Origin of the sequence: Paracholeplasma brassicae, from assembly GCF_000967915.1 — a bacterium.
GTDB lineage: Bacteria > Bacillota_I > Bacilli_A > Acholeplasmatales > UBA5453 > Paracholeplasma > Paracholeplasma brassicae.
The window spans coordinates 1,558,903-1,578,488 of record NC_022549.1 but is presented as its reverse complement, the minus strand read 5'-3'; the positions used below and the strand labels follow the sequence as shown (position 1 = coordinate 1,578,488).

Here is a 19,586-nt window from a genome sequence, read left to right as displayed (position 1 = left end):
AATGAAACGATTTTTGACATATATGGTTTTAGGGCTATTTGCAGTAATGAGTTTTTCGTTATCAACAAAGCAAATAGAGGCTAACACAAATCAATTTGAATTTTCGTTTAGGTTTGCAGGTACGGAAGTATCATCAATCGAGCCAAGCGAATTAAGTAATTACGTTGACGAATATGGTGATGTCATGATCGATGTGTTTGTAAAAAGCATTGGTCAAGAACGTACACTTGATGCGATGCAAGCAACGTGGCAAATTACAAATGAAAACGTAAAATTTAACGATTACGTAATCAATATTCCGGAAATTACGACTGGACGTGACAAAGAAACCATTTTTACAAGTATCACATCAACCGTAAATTTTGGGTTTGGTTGGAATGCCAAAAAAGTGTTTAACTGGACACTGCCAGCAGATACGGACATGCGTGTGGCAACACTGGCGTTTACGCCTGGTGCGTATGATTTTCTTTCACCGTTTTCAATCGGTGTTGATTTTCTTGGTTATGGTGCAGCACTGGCGGATACGTCACTTAATATTCACTATGATCGAACAAAGGTAAAAGTGAATCCAATTGTGGTTTCTAGTGCAGGAGAAGATGCTTCACTTTCAAGTCTTACCGTTGGAGGCCAACCCATTTCGGTTGGCGCTGACGGCTCTAACTACAACACAAGTATCACCTATGGCGATAGTTTATTGAGTCTTGAAACACTAATTAAGGCGTTACCAACCAAAGCATCTGCTGTGGTGACTTTGGAAAAAAGCACCACTGGGAATGTTAAAGTCAATGATGTGGTCACAATCACCATTACGGATGGGGGTGTATCACAAACCCACACGGTAACGTTTATAGACGTTGGTAGTCCGATACTTGAGCTTAGTCAGCTAAACTTTTTAGCCAATGGGTACGGGATATCACCGGTGTTTAATCCAGCAACCACCAACTATCAAATCGAGATTCCCGGGGCACAACAAGCCACTGGTTTTTCGATTAACCCTGTGGCTGTTGAATCTTATGCGATAACAGAAGTGTTTTTAAATAATGAGCTTCAGCTCAAGGTAAATGGAAAATACCAATTTTCCAATTTGACTGGTGGGGATCACACCGTCTTGGTGATTGTTAAAGCGGGTGATGAATCAAAAAACTATACACTTAATGTAAATCAAAAAGTGCTCGATAGCACAGCAACCATCCAAGATTTTGGTGTGGTTGTTTCAAAATACCCAACCGCAAGTGGTACAGAAAGTATTGATGTTTTTGGGACATCGACACTATTAGAAAATCAAGACAAGTTCAGTTTCAAAGTGAATTTTATTGAGTCTACAATAAAGAAGGTTGATTTCTTAGTTAAAGTCGATGGCACACAAACCTTAGCAGGCACCTTGACAAAAAACACAACCATTGCAGGTCAGTGGAGTTATGTCACGGGTATTTCAGTACCTAAAGGAAAAACAGCTGAGGTTATTTTAAATGCCACAGCCGAAAATGGTGATATCGCATCAAATACCTTTTTTGTCCAAAGGGCTCAATCAAGTTATGCTGAACTCGGACAATCAGATATCTTATTATCCGAAAACGGCGTCGATTATACGGCAGTAAGGTCTAATAATATTTACACGTATAACGTGCGAGAAGATCAAACAACAAGCTTATTGTTTAAGGTGTTATCAACATCAAATGCCTTAAAAGAAAATGCAAGCATTACCTTAAGAGATGCTGACACCAATGCATTAATCCCTGGAGGTAATATTAGTGTATCGGCCCAAGAAGGGTCGAAATCCTATAAGATTGTTGTTGTTTCAGAAGATGGGCTTGTGACTAACGAGTACACACTAAATGTGGTAAGACTCTCAAATGATCTATCGTTTTCAATTAAAGTAACGAAAACAGGTAGTCTAGATGAGCTTCTAAACACCGCCTCATTTACACTTTCTGGTAGCAAATGGATTGCTCAAACAAAGCTGGCTTATGAAGTCAGTGGCGTTGATATTTTCTTAGAAGCTAACCATCCAAACGCAACCATTTCAATCAAAAATAATGGTGGCGGGACGTTTGCAACAACGAATCAAAATTCGTTATCCGGAAGTCTAGGTTATAACTTAGTGACCGAACAAACAAGAACATTTATCGTCACAATCACTGCTGAAAATAAAGTGACCATGGATTATGAAATTAGCATTACAAGAGAAAAAGCAAATACCATCAATACCTTAGCATCTTTTATGATTGGTGGAAATCAACCAGGCGATTTCATTGCTGATCAAGTACCACCAACCACTTACCAAAAATTAGTGTTAGATCCAGACTTGACCGCCCCAACACTTTATGTGAATGCGGAAGTGACCGGTGGAAATACCTTAGGTTATACAACTGTTAAATACGAATACAAACGATCGAGTGACACGACCTACACCACTGGTCAATCCATCACTTATGTTAGAGGCGTTATCTATGACGTAAAAGTGACTGTGACGTCTCAAGCAGGTGTATCTAATACGTATCTGGTTCAAATGGTGGTTGCGGATACCAATAACCAAATCAATGATGTGTTAATCGAAGATGCGTCTAACAATGGGATTCCATTTTCGTTTGATAAAACAAAAATGACCTATACAATCGAAGTCAATGCACCAGTAGCCTCACTAAAATTCAATGTAACAAAAGATAGCGATTCAGCCTCATTAACTAGTGGGGCAGACGCCAATGGTTTTGTGACGTTGTTACAAGCTGGGCAAACGACAGTTGTTAAACTATACTTAACCTCTGAATCCGGTGACAAGGGAACCGAATATACCTTTAATATCGTCAGAAAGGCTTACCGTAGCAATACGGACATCAATAGTATTGAGGTCATCGTTTCTAACGAATACGGGACAAGTTCGTTTACACCGACTTATGACAGCACAAGAAGTGCTTATTACCTACGTATCGATAGTACTTATTACGCGAATGTCGTTGTAAAGGCGACACTACCAACGATATCAACAGGGTCTTATTTTAATGGAAACAAACAAGTCTTTAGTGAAACAAAAACAATCGCAGCTGGCAGCGAAGCGACCTATCAAATACGAGTGGTTGCTGAGGATGGGCAGACCTATCAAGACTACCCAGTGATTGTCAAACGTGCCAATCAGACCACGACATTTGATCATGTGGTTTTAAATGGACAAACGTATACCTTTTCACAGTTTGTTGCTGGCACACTTGATTTAAGAAGCATGGAAATACCATTTTCACTTTCAAGAATGGATTTAACCATTGAAGAAAGTGACACATCACGTGCGACCGTTGAGCTTACAAATCCAGCGTTAATCGATGGACAATGGGTATTTAATTCAACCGGTGTGGTTGAATTCCGTTTTACAATGTTAGCCGAAGATCAAACAACAAAAACCACGTATAAAATTCAATTAACAAGATTACAAGCGAGCACAGATGCGAGTCTTAAAGAGTTTCAATTTAATTCTAGTATCGGTAACCTTCTTGAAGGTGTCGTTCCTGTGGAATCAGGAAACAACGTCACTTATACAATCAGAGTAGATCGAGGCGTCACAATTGATTCGATTGTGGCAACACCAAATCATCCAAACGCAACAAAGAACATCTTATACACCAGTTTGGATTTAGTCGCTGGTGGCGAGAAACAATTCTCCATCACAGTGGAGGCAGAAGATAAGACAATTAAAAGAAATTATCACGTCGTGATTATTCAAAAAAACGATAATCACGTGGTTAATGACATTTCATTTGCTGGCATTGACTATGATTTTACGACTCATGTGAATTCAGTCAATTTGGGTAGTTTCTTGTTTAGTCATAAAACATTTCTAGTTACCGTCAATCGTGAAGACACCTATTCCAAAGTGTTGGTTGATGGTGTTTTAGTGAGCCTTGATCTGAATAATCAGTTTGTTTATAACTTAAAACAAGGCAGTCAAAGCTTGACGATTCAAACCGAAAGTGAGTTTGGAACTAAAGGGGCTATTTATCGTTATACCTACACCCAAGAAGTCGCCTCAAGTGAAGCGGTATTAAAGAGCCTCAGTGCGAAAGTAGACGGGGTTGACTTACTTAGTGGGATGACGTTAAATAACTTAATCGAACTGAGCTTAGACCGCAGTTATAATGGAAAAACAATCACACTCTTAGGTGTCGCAGACAAAAACGGAACGATTACCTCAGGTAATACGAGTAAAGCCTTAAGCGTGGGACTAAATACCTTTGAGGTGATTGTTAGATCAGAAGACGGGACAACAAGCAGTACCTATACCATCAAGATTTACGTACACAGTAGCGTAAGTACACTAAATACACTTTCAATTAGTGAGCTCTCAAGCTTCACCTACGATCAAGGCGTTACGAGCTACGACTTAGGTCTATTTAACTACAGTGCGCATCAAGGCAAACTCACCTTAAACTTAACCTATGGTGATACCTACGCGAAACTCTACATTGATGGCGTCTTAACGACTCAAACATCGGTTTCGTACAATTTAAAAGAAGGCAGTCATGTGATTACGGTTCGTGTGGTCGCAGAAGACACACAAACCGAAGTCAACTACACACTGTCTTATGAACGCTTAAGTGCGAAGACAGACAATAACCTTGAAGGCTTAGAAGTCATGGTTGGTGGGGTTAATCAGTTAGATAACTTTGATCCATTGACCTTAAGTTATGAACTCCGAGTTGACCGAAGTATCACATCACTCGAAATCATCGCCTCAGTTAACCCAAGTGCGTTGTCTAAAGTCAGTGGGGCAGGCACGAAGGTCGTTAACGTGGGTGTGGAAAATACCTATTTAGTCGTCGTAACGGCTGAGGATGGACAAACAAGAACCTATCAAATCAAAGTCGTCTCCAAAAATGACGTCAATGAGATTAACAATATCGTCATTTCAGCTATTAGCTATGACTTTGGTAGCCACGTTAATACAAAAGACTTAGGTAGCTTCCCATACAGTCAAAAGAGTTTGACGATTCGTGTGGAAAAAGCAGACCCATGGATGACGATTTTAGTCGATGGTGTTTTAGTTACCTTAAATCAAAATAAAGAATTTACATATACCCTTAAACAAGGAACGAACACTTTCAAAATTGAAGGGGTATCTGAATACGGAACCAAGGGTGAAAGCTATCTCTATCAATACACCCAAGAAGTCGCATCTAGTGAGGCAATATTAAAGAGCCTTAGTGCGAAAGTAGACGGGGTTGACTTACTGAGTGGGGTCGCATTAAATAACCTTATAGAGCTAAGCTTAGATCGCAGCTATAATGGAAAAACAATCACACTCTTAGGTGTCGCAGACAAAAACGGAACGATTACCTCAGGTAATACGAGTAAAGCCTTAAGTGTGGGACTAAATACCTTTGAGGTCATCGTTCGATCAGAAGACGGGACAACAAGCAGTACTTATACCATCAAGATTTACGTCTACAGTAGTGTAAGTACATTAAATACGTTATCGATTAGTGAACTATCAAGCTTCATCTACGATAATCAAGTGTTTAGTTATGACTTAGGTGTCTTTAACTACAGCGCGCATCAAGGCAAACTCACCTTAAACTTAACCTATGGTGATACCTACGCGAAACTCTACATTGATGGCGTCTTAACGACTCAAACGTCGGTTTCGTACAATTTAAAAGAAGGCAGTCATGTGATTACGGTTCGTGTGGTCGCAGAAGACACACAAACCGAAGTCAACTACACACTGTCTTATGAACGCTTAAGTGCGAAGACAGACAATAACCTAGAAGGCTTAGAAGTCATGGTTGGTGGGGTTAATCAGTTAGAAAACTTTGATCCATCAACGCTAAGTTATGAACTCCGAGTTGACCGAAGTATCACGTCACTCGAAATCATCGCCTCAGTCAACCCAAGTGCATTATCAAAAGTCAGTGGGGCAGGCACGAAGGTCGTTAATGTGGGTGTGGATAATACCTACTTAGTGGTCGTCACAGCTGAGGATGGACAAACAAGAACCTATCAAATCAAAGTCGTCTCCAAAAATGACGTCAATGAGATTAACAATATCGTCATTTCAGGTATTAGCTATGACTTTAGTAGTCACGTTAATACAAAAGACTTAGGTAGCTTCCCATACAGTCAAAAGAGTTTGACGATTCGTGTGGAAAAAGCAGACCCATGGATGACGATTTTAGTCGATGGGCTACTAGTCACCTTAAATCAAAATAAAGAATTTACATATACCCTTAAACAAGGCGATAATACCTTTAGTATCGAAGGGGTATCTGAATACGGAACCAAGGGTGAAAGCTATCTCTATCAATATACCCAAGAAGTTGCCTCAAGTGAAGCGGTATTAAAGAGCCTCAGTGCGAAAGTAGATGGGGTTGACTTACTTAGTGGGATGACGTTAAGCAAGCTCACTGAACTAGAGATTCCAAGAAGTTACGTAGGCAAGACCATCTCGATTTTAGGTGTGGCAGATCATAACGGGACTGTGACTGGTGGCAATGGTTCAAAAGCATTGACCACAGGGCTTAACACATTTGAAGTGATTGTCAAATCAGAAGACGGCTTGTTTGTCGCAACCTATGTGATTAAAATATACGTCGTGAGTGACGTTGCAAGTATCACTAATTTATCAATTAATGAACTTTCAAACGTTGTTTTTGATAAGCAAATTCATCAATATGACCTTGGTATCTTTAACTATAGTGACTATCAAACGTTCCGTTTTAATTTGACGTATCTTGATCAGTACGCAAAACTATACGTTGATGGCTCACTTCAAACATTAAGTGCGTTTGATTACAGCTTAAAAACAGGTACTCACGTCATTGTGATAAAAGTAATTGCGGAAGACTTAAAAACAGAAGTAATTTATGAATTCTACTATGAACGTTTAAGTGCGAAGACAGATAATAACCTAGAAGGCTTAGAAGTGATGGTTGGTGGGGTTAATCAGTTAGACAACTTTGATCCATCGACCTTAAGTTATGAACTCCGAGTTGACCGAAGCGTCAGTGCGCTTGAGATACTGGCCTCAGTCAACCCAAGTGCGTTATCTAAAGTCAGTGGGGCAGGCACGAAGGTCGTTAATGTGGGTGTGGATAATACCTACTTAGTCGTCGTAACGGCTGAGGATGGACAAACAAAAACCTATCAAATCAAAGTCGTCTCCAAAAATGACGTCAATGAGATTAACAATATCGTCATTTCAGGTATTAGCTATGACTTTAGTAGCCACATCAATACCCAAGATTTAGGTAGCTTCCCATACAGTCAAAAGAGTTTGACGATTCGTGTGGAAAAAGCAGACCCATTCATGACGATTTTAGTCGATGGGCTACTAGTCACCTTAAATCAAAATAAAGAATTTACATATACCCTTAAACAAGGCGATAATACCTTTAGTATTGAAGGAGTATCGGAATACGGAACCAAGGGTGAGGCATACCTATATCAATACACCCAAGAAGTCGCCTCAAGTGAAGCGGTATTAAAGAGCCTCAGTGCGAAAGTAGATGGGGTTGACTTATTAGAAGGTATGACACTCAATCATTTGATGGAGGTTCGCATCGACCGAATCAATCAAAACAAGACAATCACCTTATTCGGTGTGGCAGATCATAATGGTAGTGTCATTGAAGGTAATGGTGTTAAAGTTGTCGTTGGCGGTCTAAACACATTTAAATTTGTGGTTCGTTCAGAGGACAATTCGGTATTAAGTGAATACACGTTACTTGTTTATGTGCTAAACGACGATAACGAGGTGTCGGATTTAGTTCTTGATGGTAATTCATTGGATTCATTTGATCAAAACACAAGAAAATACGTAATAACGACACCATACACTTACGATATATTGAGTGTGGATGTGCTTGTTGTGATGACTAATAGCAATTCAAGAGCAGTCATTACTAATCAAGGACAAATCATCTTAAAAGACGGTAAAAACATTATTCTTATTACCGTGAGATCCGAATACATGCAATTTAAGAATGACGCATCAAAAGACAAAGTATTCGAAATTGAAATCACACGAGAAAAAGCCTTCATTGACACGGATTTAAGTAATCTTGTGGTGACAGATGAGCTAGGCAATGTGCTTAATTTCGACACGGTCGTTAGTTATAAATCCGGTATTTACAACTACAACATTACCTTAGATAAAACGTATAAGTTATCAGGCATTACGATAGAAGCAACCTTAAAGAATGCATTAAAACAACAATTAACGGGTGACACAGGGTACTTTACAATTATTAAACAAGCCGATCAAACGATTAAACAAACGTTTAATTTCGTGGTTAGTGCAGAGAATAATCAATCAAAAACCTATAGTATTACCATTTTACAAGGAACAACCTTAAGTAGTGATACCACGATAAAGAGCGCCTCACTTAGAGACTTCTTCGGCGTGGAATACTTAAGTCAAGAAAATGCGTTTGATAAAGAAACCTTAACGTATCAAATCAACGTGCCATACTTAGTAACCAACTTAAATCTAACGGTATTAACCAACGATCAAAAAGCGGTTGTTAGTGGTAGTGGGCAATACGCCATTATGGGCGACTACTTACAAATCAGTTTTGTGGTCACGGCGGAGGATAAGAGTGTTGGTGAAACCTATACGATTGAAATCCACCGACAACAAGCAAGCACAAATGCGAACTTAAATCTACTTGAAGTCAAAGATGAACAAGGCAATCTCTTGGTTGGTTTACTAGATGATCATCCAACGAAGCTTGTCTTTGAACAAAGTAAGTTAGCTTATCGATTTAAACTCGATCGAAGCCACGAACTTGTTGATATCTTTGCCGTAAGTGAAGATTCTAACGCAAGAGTCACAGGTGATTTAGCCACACAGTTTGTCTTAGGCGGGGTCATTAATACCTTAAAGGTGTTAGTTGTTGCCGAGGATGGCAAGACTCAAAAAACATATTTTATCTATATTGAAGTCAAAAATAGTGAGGCATCACTCTTAGACTTGTCAGTTGATGGATTTAGTATCAACTATCAACCGACGATTGACACTTACGATTTAGGTCAAGTATCTAAAGAGGTACAACAAATCAATATTCAAGGTGTTCTAGGTGATGATTACATGAATGTTACCGGTTTAGGCAGACAAGTCTTAACCGATGGACTAAACCGATTCTTAGTTGTGGTAACGTCCGATGATTTAACCACAAAGAAAACCTATGAAATCTTAGTGACAAAAGAAAAGAGTAACGACGGATCAATTAGCGAGGACAACGTGTTGTATGACCTTCTCGTTGAAGGAACAAAATACAGTTATGATTTGGAATTTGATGAATTGACCTACGTTTATGACTTAACACTCGCTTATGAAGACGACAAGTTCTTCTTAAATGGGATTAAAAACCCAAGAGCAAGCCTGACGGGTGGTGGGTTATATGCCTTAAATCCAGGTGATACCAAAACGATTGTGGTTTATGTGACGGCCGAGGACGGCACTAAGGGACAAAACTATCTAGTCAATGTCACAAGAGAAGAACCTTCCAATCTGAATCAACTACTTGAATTCTATGTCATCGAAAATGGGGTTCGTTACGATTTAGATGAAACCAAAACCTATCAAGAAATTACAGTGAATGAACACACGAGTGAAATTACCTTTGGTGGCGTATGGCCATCAAATAGTAAAGTCACAGGCTTAGGTGTGGTTTCAGTGATTGGTTCTGAAAAACTCTACACCATCATTGTTACCTCACAAAGTGGAAATTCCAAAGCTTACAACGTTCAAGTCTTAAAAACATCAACGGATAATCTGTTGTCTGATTTAGTGGTTAAAGACACAAAAACAGGTGACATCCTAGATTATGATCCAGTATTTAATCCAACGACCTTAAACTATATGATAGATTTAACACTTCGTAGTGATGTGATTGAAGTTGAGATTATCGCAACCAAAAATCACGCAGGTGCGATGGTTAAAGGCGATGGGATCCATAGCTTAAGAAGTGGTGTAGGTATGACAACCGATCGTTTCAATGTCACTGTAACGGCACAAGATGGGTTGAGTGAACGCACCTATGTGATTACAATCTCTAGAAACATCGATCCAAATGACGACATCACCATAGATGAGTTATCGCTTTATGGTAATACCACATTATTCCTAGGAAACCATGTCTATCCAATGGCCTTAACGCAATTTACAACCAGTCAATTGGAATATGAAATTACGGTGCCTTATCAAACCTCACGTATGTTACTACAAGTAACTAACCAAAATGGTGCAACCGTCTATGGCGCAGGTGAGCAGATAATTAATGAAAATGAAGTGTTAATTGCCTTCTTCTTGGTCTCTAAGAGTGGAAAAGTCACCTCAGACACGTACGTGATTCGTGTGATTAAAGAAGAACCAAATTCGGATAATACACTGAAATCTCTTCAAATCAATGGGGTATTAATTGAGGGGTTTAATCCGAATCTCACGAACTATGAGTTAACAGTTGATTCAGACAAAGTGAGTCAGCTACATGTACAAGCAACAAAAAACCACGGTTTATCAACCCTAAGTGGTGATTTAGGCAATATGCCAATCACAAGAGGAAAAAACACAATTAACATAACGGTGGTTTCAGAATCAAATGAATCGAAGGTTTATCAAATTGTCATCAATGCGTTTAGTTTCGACAATACCTTGTTAGCGCTTGGGGTCGAAAATTACGATCTAGACCCAATATTTGATGTCAACACGTTAACCTACATCGTTGAAGTGCCATACGATGTAAATATGGTAAATATAACAGGTAAGGCAAAAAACACCTCAATAATCACTGGGCTTGGTGTTAAATCCTTAGCGGTTGGATCGAACGTATTTAGCATCTATGTGACCTCAGAAAGCGGTCTTGAAGGTAAACGTTATCAAATCGAAGTCTATCGAACAGAAGCGAGTGATGATACAACGTTAGAAAACCTTGTGGTCAAAGATAAAAACGGAAATATCCTGTCATTTACAAGTCCTTTTAATAAAGACATTAAAGACTACGTGATTAACCTAGACGCAAGCACAAATCTAAACAGTGTGATTGTTGAAGGCATAGCGTCTAACGAAAACGCCAGTGTCTATGGGGTTGGTAATGTGCTACTTGGTGGTTTTGTTGATGGACTATATCATACAATCATTAAAGTCTCAGTCATGGCTGAAAGTGGACTTGTTGAAGAATACACCATCAGTTTCTATCGTGGCATTGTGTTAGACGACCAAGCAGAGATTGAAACGTTGGATCTATTTGGTAGTAATTCGCTAAACTATCTAGGCACACAATCAAATGCGCAAAGTATCTTTGACGTATCGATTAAAACCTACACCATTTATGTGCCCCACGATGTGAAAAACATGAATTTAATGGTCACCGCAACCGGCATTGTTTACGGGGCAGGGATTAAAGTGTTTGGTCAAACAAATGAACTGACTTATACGGTTAGAGTAACATCAAAGAGTGGAACTACGAGCAGTGAAACTTACACGATTAATGTCATCAAACAAGAAGCACAAACAGACAACTTATTAGATTCAATTCTAATTGATGGATTGGCCTTAAAGGATTTTGATCCGAATAAGACAAATTACCTAATTCAAATACCAATGAATCCAAATAAGACCAGTATTTACCTTGATGTGCAAGGAAAAGAAAACCAACAAATACAAGGGGTCGGAAACAAACAACTACACCCGGGTGAAAATGTCTTTAATCTATTAGTTACTGCACAAAACGGAGAGATTAAAACCTACACGGTGGTGGTCAATTACGTCGATAGTAACGCACTACTTGATTCACTCTACGTTAAAGGTAGTAGTGAACAAACCTATAAAGAAGAAACCAGCATCACCTACTTTGATCAAAATTCGTTTGATAAACTAACGTTCTCCTACGTTGTTAAAGTCGACGTTTCAACCAGATACGTTAGGTTAACCGGAACGACTGAGGACCAACAAAGCGGAGCACGTGTTCAAGGGTTTAGAACCTACGAGTTTAAAACAAGTGAACCAACCAAAACCATTGAGATTGAAGTGGTCTCTGCCGATGGCTTGCAGTCGCAAATCTATACCATTCTTCTAACCAGAGATGGTGTATCGGATACCGACGCAAGATTAACGAGTCTTGTTGTTGAAGGTAAAAAATTAGCATTTAATCCAAGCATGTATCATTACCAAGTGTCGGTTGGTGCTAAACAAGAAACGCTTAAACTATCGGCTCAAAGTTTCTCACCAAATGCAAAAGTATCGGTTTTAGGCTATGAATACTTAGGTGAATCAAATGAACTCTCCATTGAACTAGACCGATTAGACGTTGGTAAAAACGAAGTCTTAATTAAAGTTGAAGCACAAGACGGCAGTATTATGTATTACAGACTTTCAATTACCAAAGACAGTCAACCAGACTACCTATTATCGGTATTATTAATTATTACATTCCTATTGTGGGTAATTACAGTAGCGTTCTTCTTAGTGAAACTATCAAGAAATAAGAAACAAACCACAAGACGTGGGCTCATTATCTAATTACTTAGGTAGTGTTAAAGGACACTACCTAAGCCTCTACTGTATGAAAAAGAAAGGAATTCCATTATGTTTGTTTACGCATCTACGATTGAAAACATCATCTATTCAAGTGTGATTCTCGTCTTTTGTCTGATATTAGTCATCGTTTTAGTCTATTTAATCAAACTCGAACGAAAAAGATACTTAAAAGACAAACTAGAAACAATTAACGACATCACAACGTTTGAAGAATTAATCAAATTAATTGAACACAAGAAAGAACAAAAAGGTAGTCACTTTCAATTGATGTATTTATCGGTTGATCAATTCGATCAAATCGCAACCTACATTGAAGAAGAAGGCGTTTATTCTTATTTGTTAAGTGTGGGTAAAGCCATACAAATGAGTCTGCCGCGAGGCGCGAAGTTCGCTCAAACAAAAGAAAGAGAAACGTTCTTGATTTATTTACCAGAACTCTTAAGTGACGACTTACTCTACAACCTAGCCGTTAAGTTTCAACAGGCAACGTCTAAAAAGATGAAGATCACAGACGATCTTTATGTTAAAAGACAAGTGACCATTGGAATGACTAGAAACCAAGAAGACGTCACATTTGATCGGTTGTTTTTACAACTAAAACAGGCACTTTATCATGGCAAAAGAGAAAACGGGAACCAAATCATCTTATATAACGAACAGTTAAACCAAAATGAAGAAACGCTCAAGTACTATAAAGAAATGAAAGACGCTGTCAAAGAAGGATCAATCAAGCGTAGTTACCTACCAATCTTTGATACCTATGAAGATAAGTGTTATGGCTTTGATGTCAAATACACTTATGAAAAAAACAAGGAAGAAAAAGATTTCTTTGAATTTATGCCTCTACTTGAAGAAACAGGTGACGCATTTTGGCTAAATACCGTATTATTAGAACAAAGTTTAGAAGATATTTTTGATTTGTATCAACAAATTAAAAACAAAACGTTCTACTTTTTTCTACCGACGTCTCTTGAATTATTAAGACATGAGGATGCGGTCTATCTAATTGATGAAAAAGTGAAACGTTATCAGTACGACAGTGGGAAGATCATTTTATACGTACCACTGCTTAAAAACCAATCAACTGACGTGAAGTTAGTCAAAAATGTGATGGCGCTAAAAAACTTGGGCTATCACCTTTCAATGGATCATCAAACAGATGTCCAACAGCTCGTCGATTACACGAGTAAACTTCAAATTGATTTCTTACGAGTCAGACAAGACCTTTTAAAAGAAGCCTATGAACCAATCAAATCGTATTTAGGTAATACGGTTGAGATAGTCTCGACCAATGTAACCGAAAAAGCACACAATCAAAGCATTGTGTATAAAGACATTAGTTATTATCAATCTCAGGTGGTTAGTAAACGCCTCAGAAAAGAAGATCTACAACCTTATGTATCAAAAAATCGCTAAAAGAAAGAAGAATTGACTATGGAACAATTTGCACAATGGTTCATTGAACTATTTAAAACGATCATTTCAAATATCGGAAAAGGATTTTCGATGTTTTTCGATTTACTCCATCAGGTCTTCGTAATCGATATCACCAATTACATTAGGGATTTTATGGTGGCATCAAAAACGTTTACTTCCATTGATTGGGTATTCGCAATTCCTTCTTTACTGATTCTATTCTTTCTTAGTGCACTAATTACGGTGCTAATCATCCAACTGCTAAGAAGATACATACGGTTTGTCAGTAAAGAAAGAGACAAAGAAGAATTACTGCACGAGGTCTCTATTCTAAATTATGAGATTGAGTCATTACTGGATGAAAAAAATGCAATCCTCGCTTTATCACGAACGGATGCGCCTTTGGATCAAACAAGAGGCGATGTCCCAAGACAAATGAGTCAAAAAACAGGGACAAAAGTTCGATTTCCGTTGTTGTTGTCGGTGGATGAAACCTACAAGTTCAACGTATTAAAAACCATAATGAAAGAAAGTGATCATCTCAATCTTGAAGGATTGGTCGACCGCTTCGTTCATTTCTCGGCAAGCAAGTTAGGTCTTTACTATTCGCATAAGACCGCTAGAATTTTCTTTTCCGGGATGGCCTCATCAAAAACAATGGTTCTTGAGGGGATTTCAGGGACAGGGAAAACCTCACTTGCTTACGCAATGGGGAAATTTTTCAGTAACGATACCGACATTATCTCAGTTCAACCTTCTTGGCGTGATCGCGCTGAGATGCTTGGTTATTTTAATGAATTTACTAAGAAGTTCAATGAAACGGAGTTCTTAAAGGCGGTTTATGAAGCGACTTATCGCTCTGATTTAAATTTTATCGTGCTTGATGAAATGAACTTAGCACGTGTGGAGTATTATTTTGCCGATTTCCTAAGCTTACTTGAAATGCCCAATCCAAACGAGTGGAAAGTGTCTTTAATTACCGACCAAAAACCAGAAGACCCAATTCACTTAAAAGATGGCAAACTACAAATACCGCAGAACATTTGGTTTATCGGTACAGCCAACAAAGATGACTCGACCTTTATGATTACCGATAAGGTTTATGACCGCGTGGCCTCAATCGAAATGAACGATAAAGCGACGTTTTTTGAGGCAATCGATACCGAACCAGTTAAAATGAGTTTTGATTATCTTAGTGGGCTATTTAATGAAGCTAAAGACAATCATCATATCTCAGAAAAAACATTAGAAAATCTACAAAAACTCGATGATTTTATTATCGATAAATTTCAAATTGCGTTTGGTAACCGTATTAATAAACAAATTAACCAATTCATTCCGGTTTATGTGGCTTGTGGTGGGGATGAAACAGAAGCGCTTGATTACATGGTTAGTCGTAAAATTTTAAGAAAGTTCGAATCATTAAACGTGCCATTTTTAAAAAATGAATTAGAAGAACTGATTGTCTTGATGGATAAATTATTTGGTAAAACACAATTTATGGATTCGAAGAAGATGTTGAGAAATTACATCAAGCAGTACAACTTCTAAGATGAAAGAAATACTAGATTTACACCAATACTACGAACAAGCAATCACACACATAAAAGAAGACGAATTAAACCATAGTTTTCCAAGCCATTTTTATGAATCCTTTTATCAAGGGCTTTATTTAACCAACCAAAAACAAGAAATCAGTCGTAAAAAATTTGACGATACTTGGATAAAAACCATTGAGGCTTACTACCCAAGCATCGATAAAATCACGAGAAATATGAAATCTCAGCTCAAATACGAGTCTGAGATATTACCGATTGAAAAAATCAAACGTGTTGGACCTGAGGCAATCAAACATTTGAGTTCGCACACGAATTTGATAAGTGAGATTGATGAAGAGGAAAATGTGACACCAGAAAAGCTGTTATCGGATTTATCAGACATCGACTATGGTATTTACGAGAACCGCTTCATCATGACCTTAGCTTACCGACTACGTGATTACGTTTTAGAGCGGATTCGATTGATTGAAAAAGAACTCTACGCGAAACGGACCACACAGTTAAAGGTCGTAAATGAGTTTTGGTACAACGAATCAAAAATCAACTTATCCTTTGATTTATCGAGCGAAGAGACGTATCGTCAAAAAAAAGAAGATGAACATAACTTGATGGTCCTTGAGCGCGCTCAAAGACTCTATAAACTCATCTCGAATTTACTTAATTCGACGTTCATCAAAACCCTAAAGCATCACAAAAAAGTCATTCCACCCATCATTAAAACGCAAATTATTTTAAAAAACACGGATTTCAAAAATGCGTATTTACTTTGGCTTTATTTAGATAAGACCTACACGCTTGATTTTTCATATGAACAAGAGTCTAGACAAAAACGGTTTGATCAACTCTACCAAGATCATTTGAGTAAAGTGTCTCTTTTACTGTTTTCGACACTATTCTATCACAATGAAAAACGACTTGAGGGCAATTATCAAAAGGCAAAGTTTAAAAAAACACAGGCAAAGCGTTTAGAAGACATCGAACCTACTTTTAGTCTTGATCCAACGCCTTACGTTGTTGAAAATCAAGAAATGAATGAGTATTTTCTAAGAGAAGTTGAAAAAACATTTAAAAAACACGTCAGAGAAACCAAGACGTTAGAAGACAAGCAAAAGAAATACATCAAAGACGCATTAAGTGATCTAATTCAAATCACCAACCGCGTCGCGTGGAAGGAACTTGAGGTTAATCAAGACCAAGACGTATTTAACCGGTTAGTGGATTTAAAAGATCCTAAAAAAGCGCTTGATAAAGCGTATGAGAAACAAAAACTTTCGAGAATCTTAAGAGAAGTAAAAGAAAGAGACTACAAAGAAGCGGTTGAGCTTGAAAAAAAATGGTTTAAAGAGATGGTTATTAAGCAAAAAGAACTGATCGATGACATCGAATCTAGAGCCAATCAAAAGTTAAAAGAAACCATTGATAAAGAATCAAAGAAGTACGAACAAAACATTAAAAAACGTATCACCAAAGATCAAAAGAAATACACGGATCAAATCACAAAAGAGCGAAGAGCCCTAGCAGAACTAAAGAAGAAATTAGAATCAAACCTCCAAAAAGAGAAAAAACGAGTTCGAGAAGAAAAGAAGTTAAAACTTGAAAAAGAACGACTAAAACTGAAACAGAAAAAACAAAAAGAATTAGAAAAGAAGAAACTTCAAGAACAAAAGAAAAAAGAAAACGCAATTAAACGTTTGGAAAAAGAAAAGGCGCTCGTCTTAAGTAAGAATGAAGCGGCATTAAAAAAACTAAAATATTGAGGTAAAAACTGACGGAGTTAAAAACGTCAGTTTTTCATCGACTACTTGCTAATCACTGATACATTTGATCAATCATCTATCTAACTAAGCGAGTAGATTCATCTAAGTTAGAAAGATACAACTTAAAAGAAAATAAGGTACTAGACGAGTGAAAACGCCTGATTAAGTCATTTAAACTTAGGTAATTTTGTAAAAATATGTAAAAAGTGCGTGCATTGAGGTATCATTTTGTTTATAATAGAAAGAAAGAAAAGGGGATGTTTTATGAATCAAATTGAATTAAAGGACTTCTTAAAGTTTAAATCGATATCAAATTTAAAAACGAACCAAGAAAAAACTTACCTCGCGTACACCGTATCAAAGATGGACGTTGAAAAAAATCAATACACCTTTGAGCTTTTTGTATACGATGGTAAAAATACGAAAAAAATCGCAAATTTGGGGACAAGAAATCAGTTTGTTTTTGAAAATGAGACACAGTTATTAATCAGTTTTGAGAAGAATAAGAAAGATGAAAAGAAGTTTAAAGATGGAAAAACAGTCTACTATCGTTATGATATCCTTAACCAAAGCTTTGAACTGGCTTATGAGTTTTGTCTAAGAACATCAATCATTAAGGTATATGAAGAAGTACTTATACTAAGTTCACAACTTAGAATTGGGGATCATGGTTGTTACGAAGACAAAGACTTTGACCAGAAGAAATACCAAGAAACACTAAAGAAAGAACAAAACTTTGTATTAACTGAAAAGTTACCATTCTTCTTTAATGGACGCGGGTTCACTGAAGGACTCTACAGTCAAGTTCTTTCTTATGACATCAAGAATAAAACACTAAGGAATTTATTTCAAAAAGACGATCAGATATCAATTCTTGGGTTTAGTGCAGATGATGACTCGTTTTATTTTACGAATGAAAAATCAGACATCACATCACTAACGGAAAAACTCTATCAATACGACTTAAAGACATCAACAACAAAGACCATTTATGATCAAAACGATCTCTCGATTTCTAGAGTCATTGAACTTGAGGGAAAACTTGTTGTTTTTGCAAGTGACATGATGGATCATGGTCTAAATCAAAACCCAAATATTTACGTTTATGAGAATCAAACCCTAGTGAAAAAAAGACACTTTAGACAATCACTCGGTAACTCAATCGGATCCGACGTTCGTTACGGCGGGTCTAAATTAGATGTTGTGATTGGAAATCAGTACTATTTTGTCGTAACCATCGACGACCATTCTGAAATTTATCAGTTAGATTCAAGTATGAATCTCAACGTTATTTATAAAGCCAAGGGCAGTATTGATGGCTTGACCTATTTTATGGACAAGTTTTATATGGTTGGTTTATGCAAACAACGACTTCAAGAGCTCTATGAACTCGACACCATATCAAATAAGTATATTCAAAAAACAAGGTATAATCAAAGCTCGCTTCGCGGCAAGTACATAGCTAAACCACAATTATTATCGTTTAAGAAAAACGGCATAACGATTAAAGGCTACGTCTTACTTCCTCGTGACTATGATAAAAAAGAGAAAGTCAAAGCGATACTAGACATACACGGTGGACCTAAGACTGTTTACGGCTCTGTTTATTATCATGAAATGCAGTACTGGGCAAACTTAGGCTACGTTGTCTTTTTCTGTAACCCTCGTGGTAGTGATGGTAAGGGTGATGAGTTTAGTGATATTTTTGGAAAGTACGGGACGATTGATTATGAAGATATCATGAATTTTACCGATAAAGTCTTAAAGAAATACACCAAGATTGATCCAAACCACGTGTTTGTCACTGGCGGCTCTTATGGTGGGTTTATGACGAACTGGATTGTCTCACATACGGACCGTTTTAAAGCGGCAGCCACACAACGAAGTATTTCTAATTGGATTTCATTTTACGGCACATCCGACATTGGTTTTTACTTTGTTAAAGATCAAACCAAGGGGCATCCGACATTATCAACCGATAAGCTTTGGGAACAATCCCCAATAAAATACGCAGATCAAGTCAAAACACCGTTACTCTTTATTCATAGCGATGAAGATTATCGTTGCCCAATCGAACAAGCCTTACAGTTTTATACCATCCTAAAAGAAAATGGTATCGATACTCGTTTTGCGTGGTTTAAAGGTGAAAATCATGATTTATCACGTAGTGGTAGACCGCAATCAAGAGTCAAACGGTTAGAAGAAATTACCAATTGGTTTGAAAAATACAGTCAATAAGCAAGCTTTCGAGCTTGTTTTTTTCTTATTTAAAACTAATCTGGATAATTTATAACATCGTTTGAATTGCTTCGCCATCTTTGGTAAGATGGG

General features: G+C 37.5%; 5 protein-coding genes. All 5 read left to right on the top strand.

The genetic code is table 11. The annotated features are described in order from the left end of the window. Position 1: 1 nt before the first annotated feature. The 5 genes from BN853_RS07405 to BN853_RS07385 all read left to right on the top strand — a co-directional run bounded on the left by BN853_RS07405 (position 2) and on the right by BN853_RS07385 (position 19,493). On the top strand, positions 2-12,505 hold the full coding sequence (locus BN853_RS07405) for a cadherin-like beta sandwich domain-containing protein (protein WP_030005324.1): 12,504 nt from the start codon (positions 2-4) through the stop codon (positions 12,503-12,505). Between the two features lie 66 nt (positions 12,506-12,571). Then, a complete protein-coding gene (locus BN853_RS07400) occupies positions 12,572-13,939 on the top strand; it encodes an EAL domain-containing protein (RefSeq protein ID WP_030005323.1) in 1,368 nt (455 codons plus the stop codon). Between the two features lie 18 nt (positions 13,940-13,957). Beyond that, positions 13,958-15,490 carry a hypothetical protein gene (locus BN853_RS07395; RefSeq protein WP_030005322.1) on the top strand — a complete coding sequence of 511 codons (1,533 nt, stop codon included), beginning with the start codon at positions 13,958-13,960 and terminating at the stop codon, positions 15,488-15,490. A 1-nt stretch (position 15,491) separates the two neighbouring features. Then, positions 15,492-17,255, top strand: a complete 1,764-nt coding sequence (locus BN853_RS07390; protein ID WP_030005321.1) for a DUF2357 domain-containing protein — start codon at positions 15,492-15,494, stop codon at positions 17,253-17,255. Between the two features lie 264 nt (positions 17,256-17,519). Then, entirely contained in the window at positions 17,520-19,493 is a 1,974-nt protein-coding gene (locus BN853_RS07385) for an alpha/beta hydrolase family protein (RefSeq protein ID WP_030005320.1), read from the top strand. The last annotated feature ends 93 nt before the right edge of the window (positions 19,494-19,586 follow it).

Coding starts and splice junctions, on each gene's coding strand:
- BN853_RS07405 (WP_030005324.1), top strand. CDS start 2: ATGAAACGATTTTTGACATATATGGTTTTAGGGCTATTTGCAGTAATG.
- BN853_RS07400 (WP_030005323.1), top strand. CDS start 12,572: ATGTTTGTTTACGCATCTACGATTGAAAACATCATCTATTCAAGTGTG.
- BN853_RS07395 (WP_030005322.1), top strand. CDS start 13,958: ATGGAACAATTTGCACAATGGTTCATTGAACTATTTAAAACGATCATT.
- BN853_RS07390 (WP_030005321.1), top strand. CDS start 15,492: ATGAAAGAAATACTAGATTTACACCAATACTACGAACAAGCAATCACA.
- BN853_RS07385 (WP_030005320.1), top strand. CDS start 17,520: ATGAATCAAATTGAATTAAAGGACTTCTTAAAGTTTAAATCGATATCA.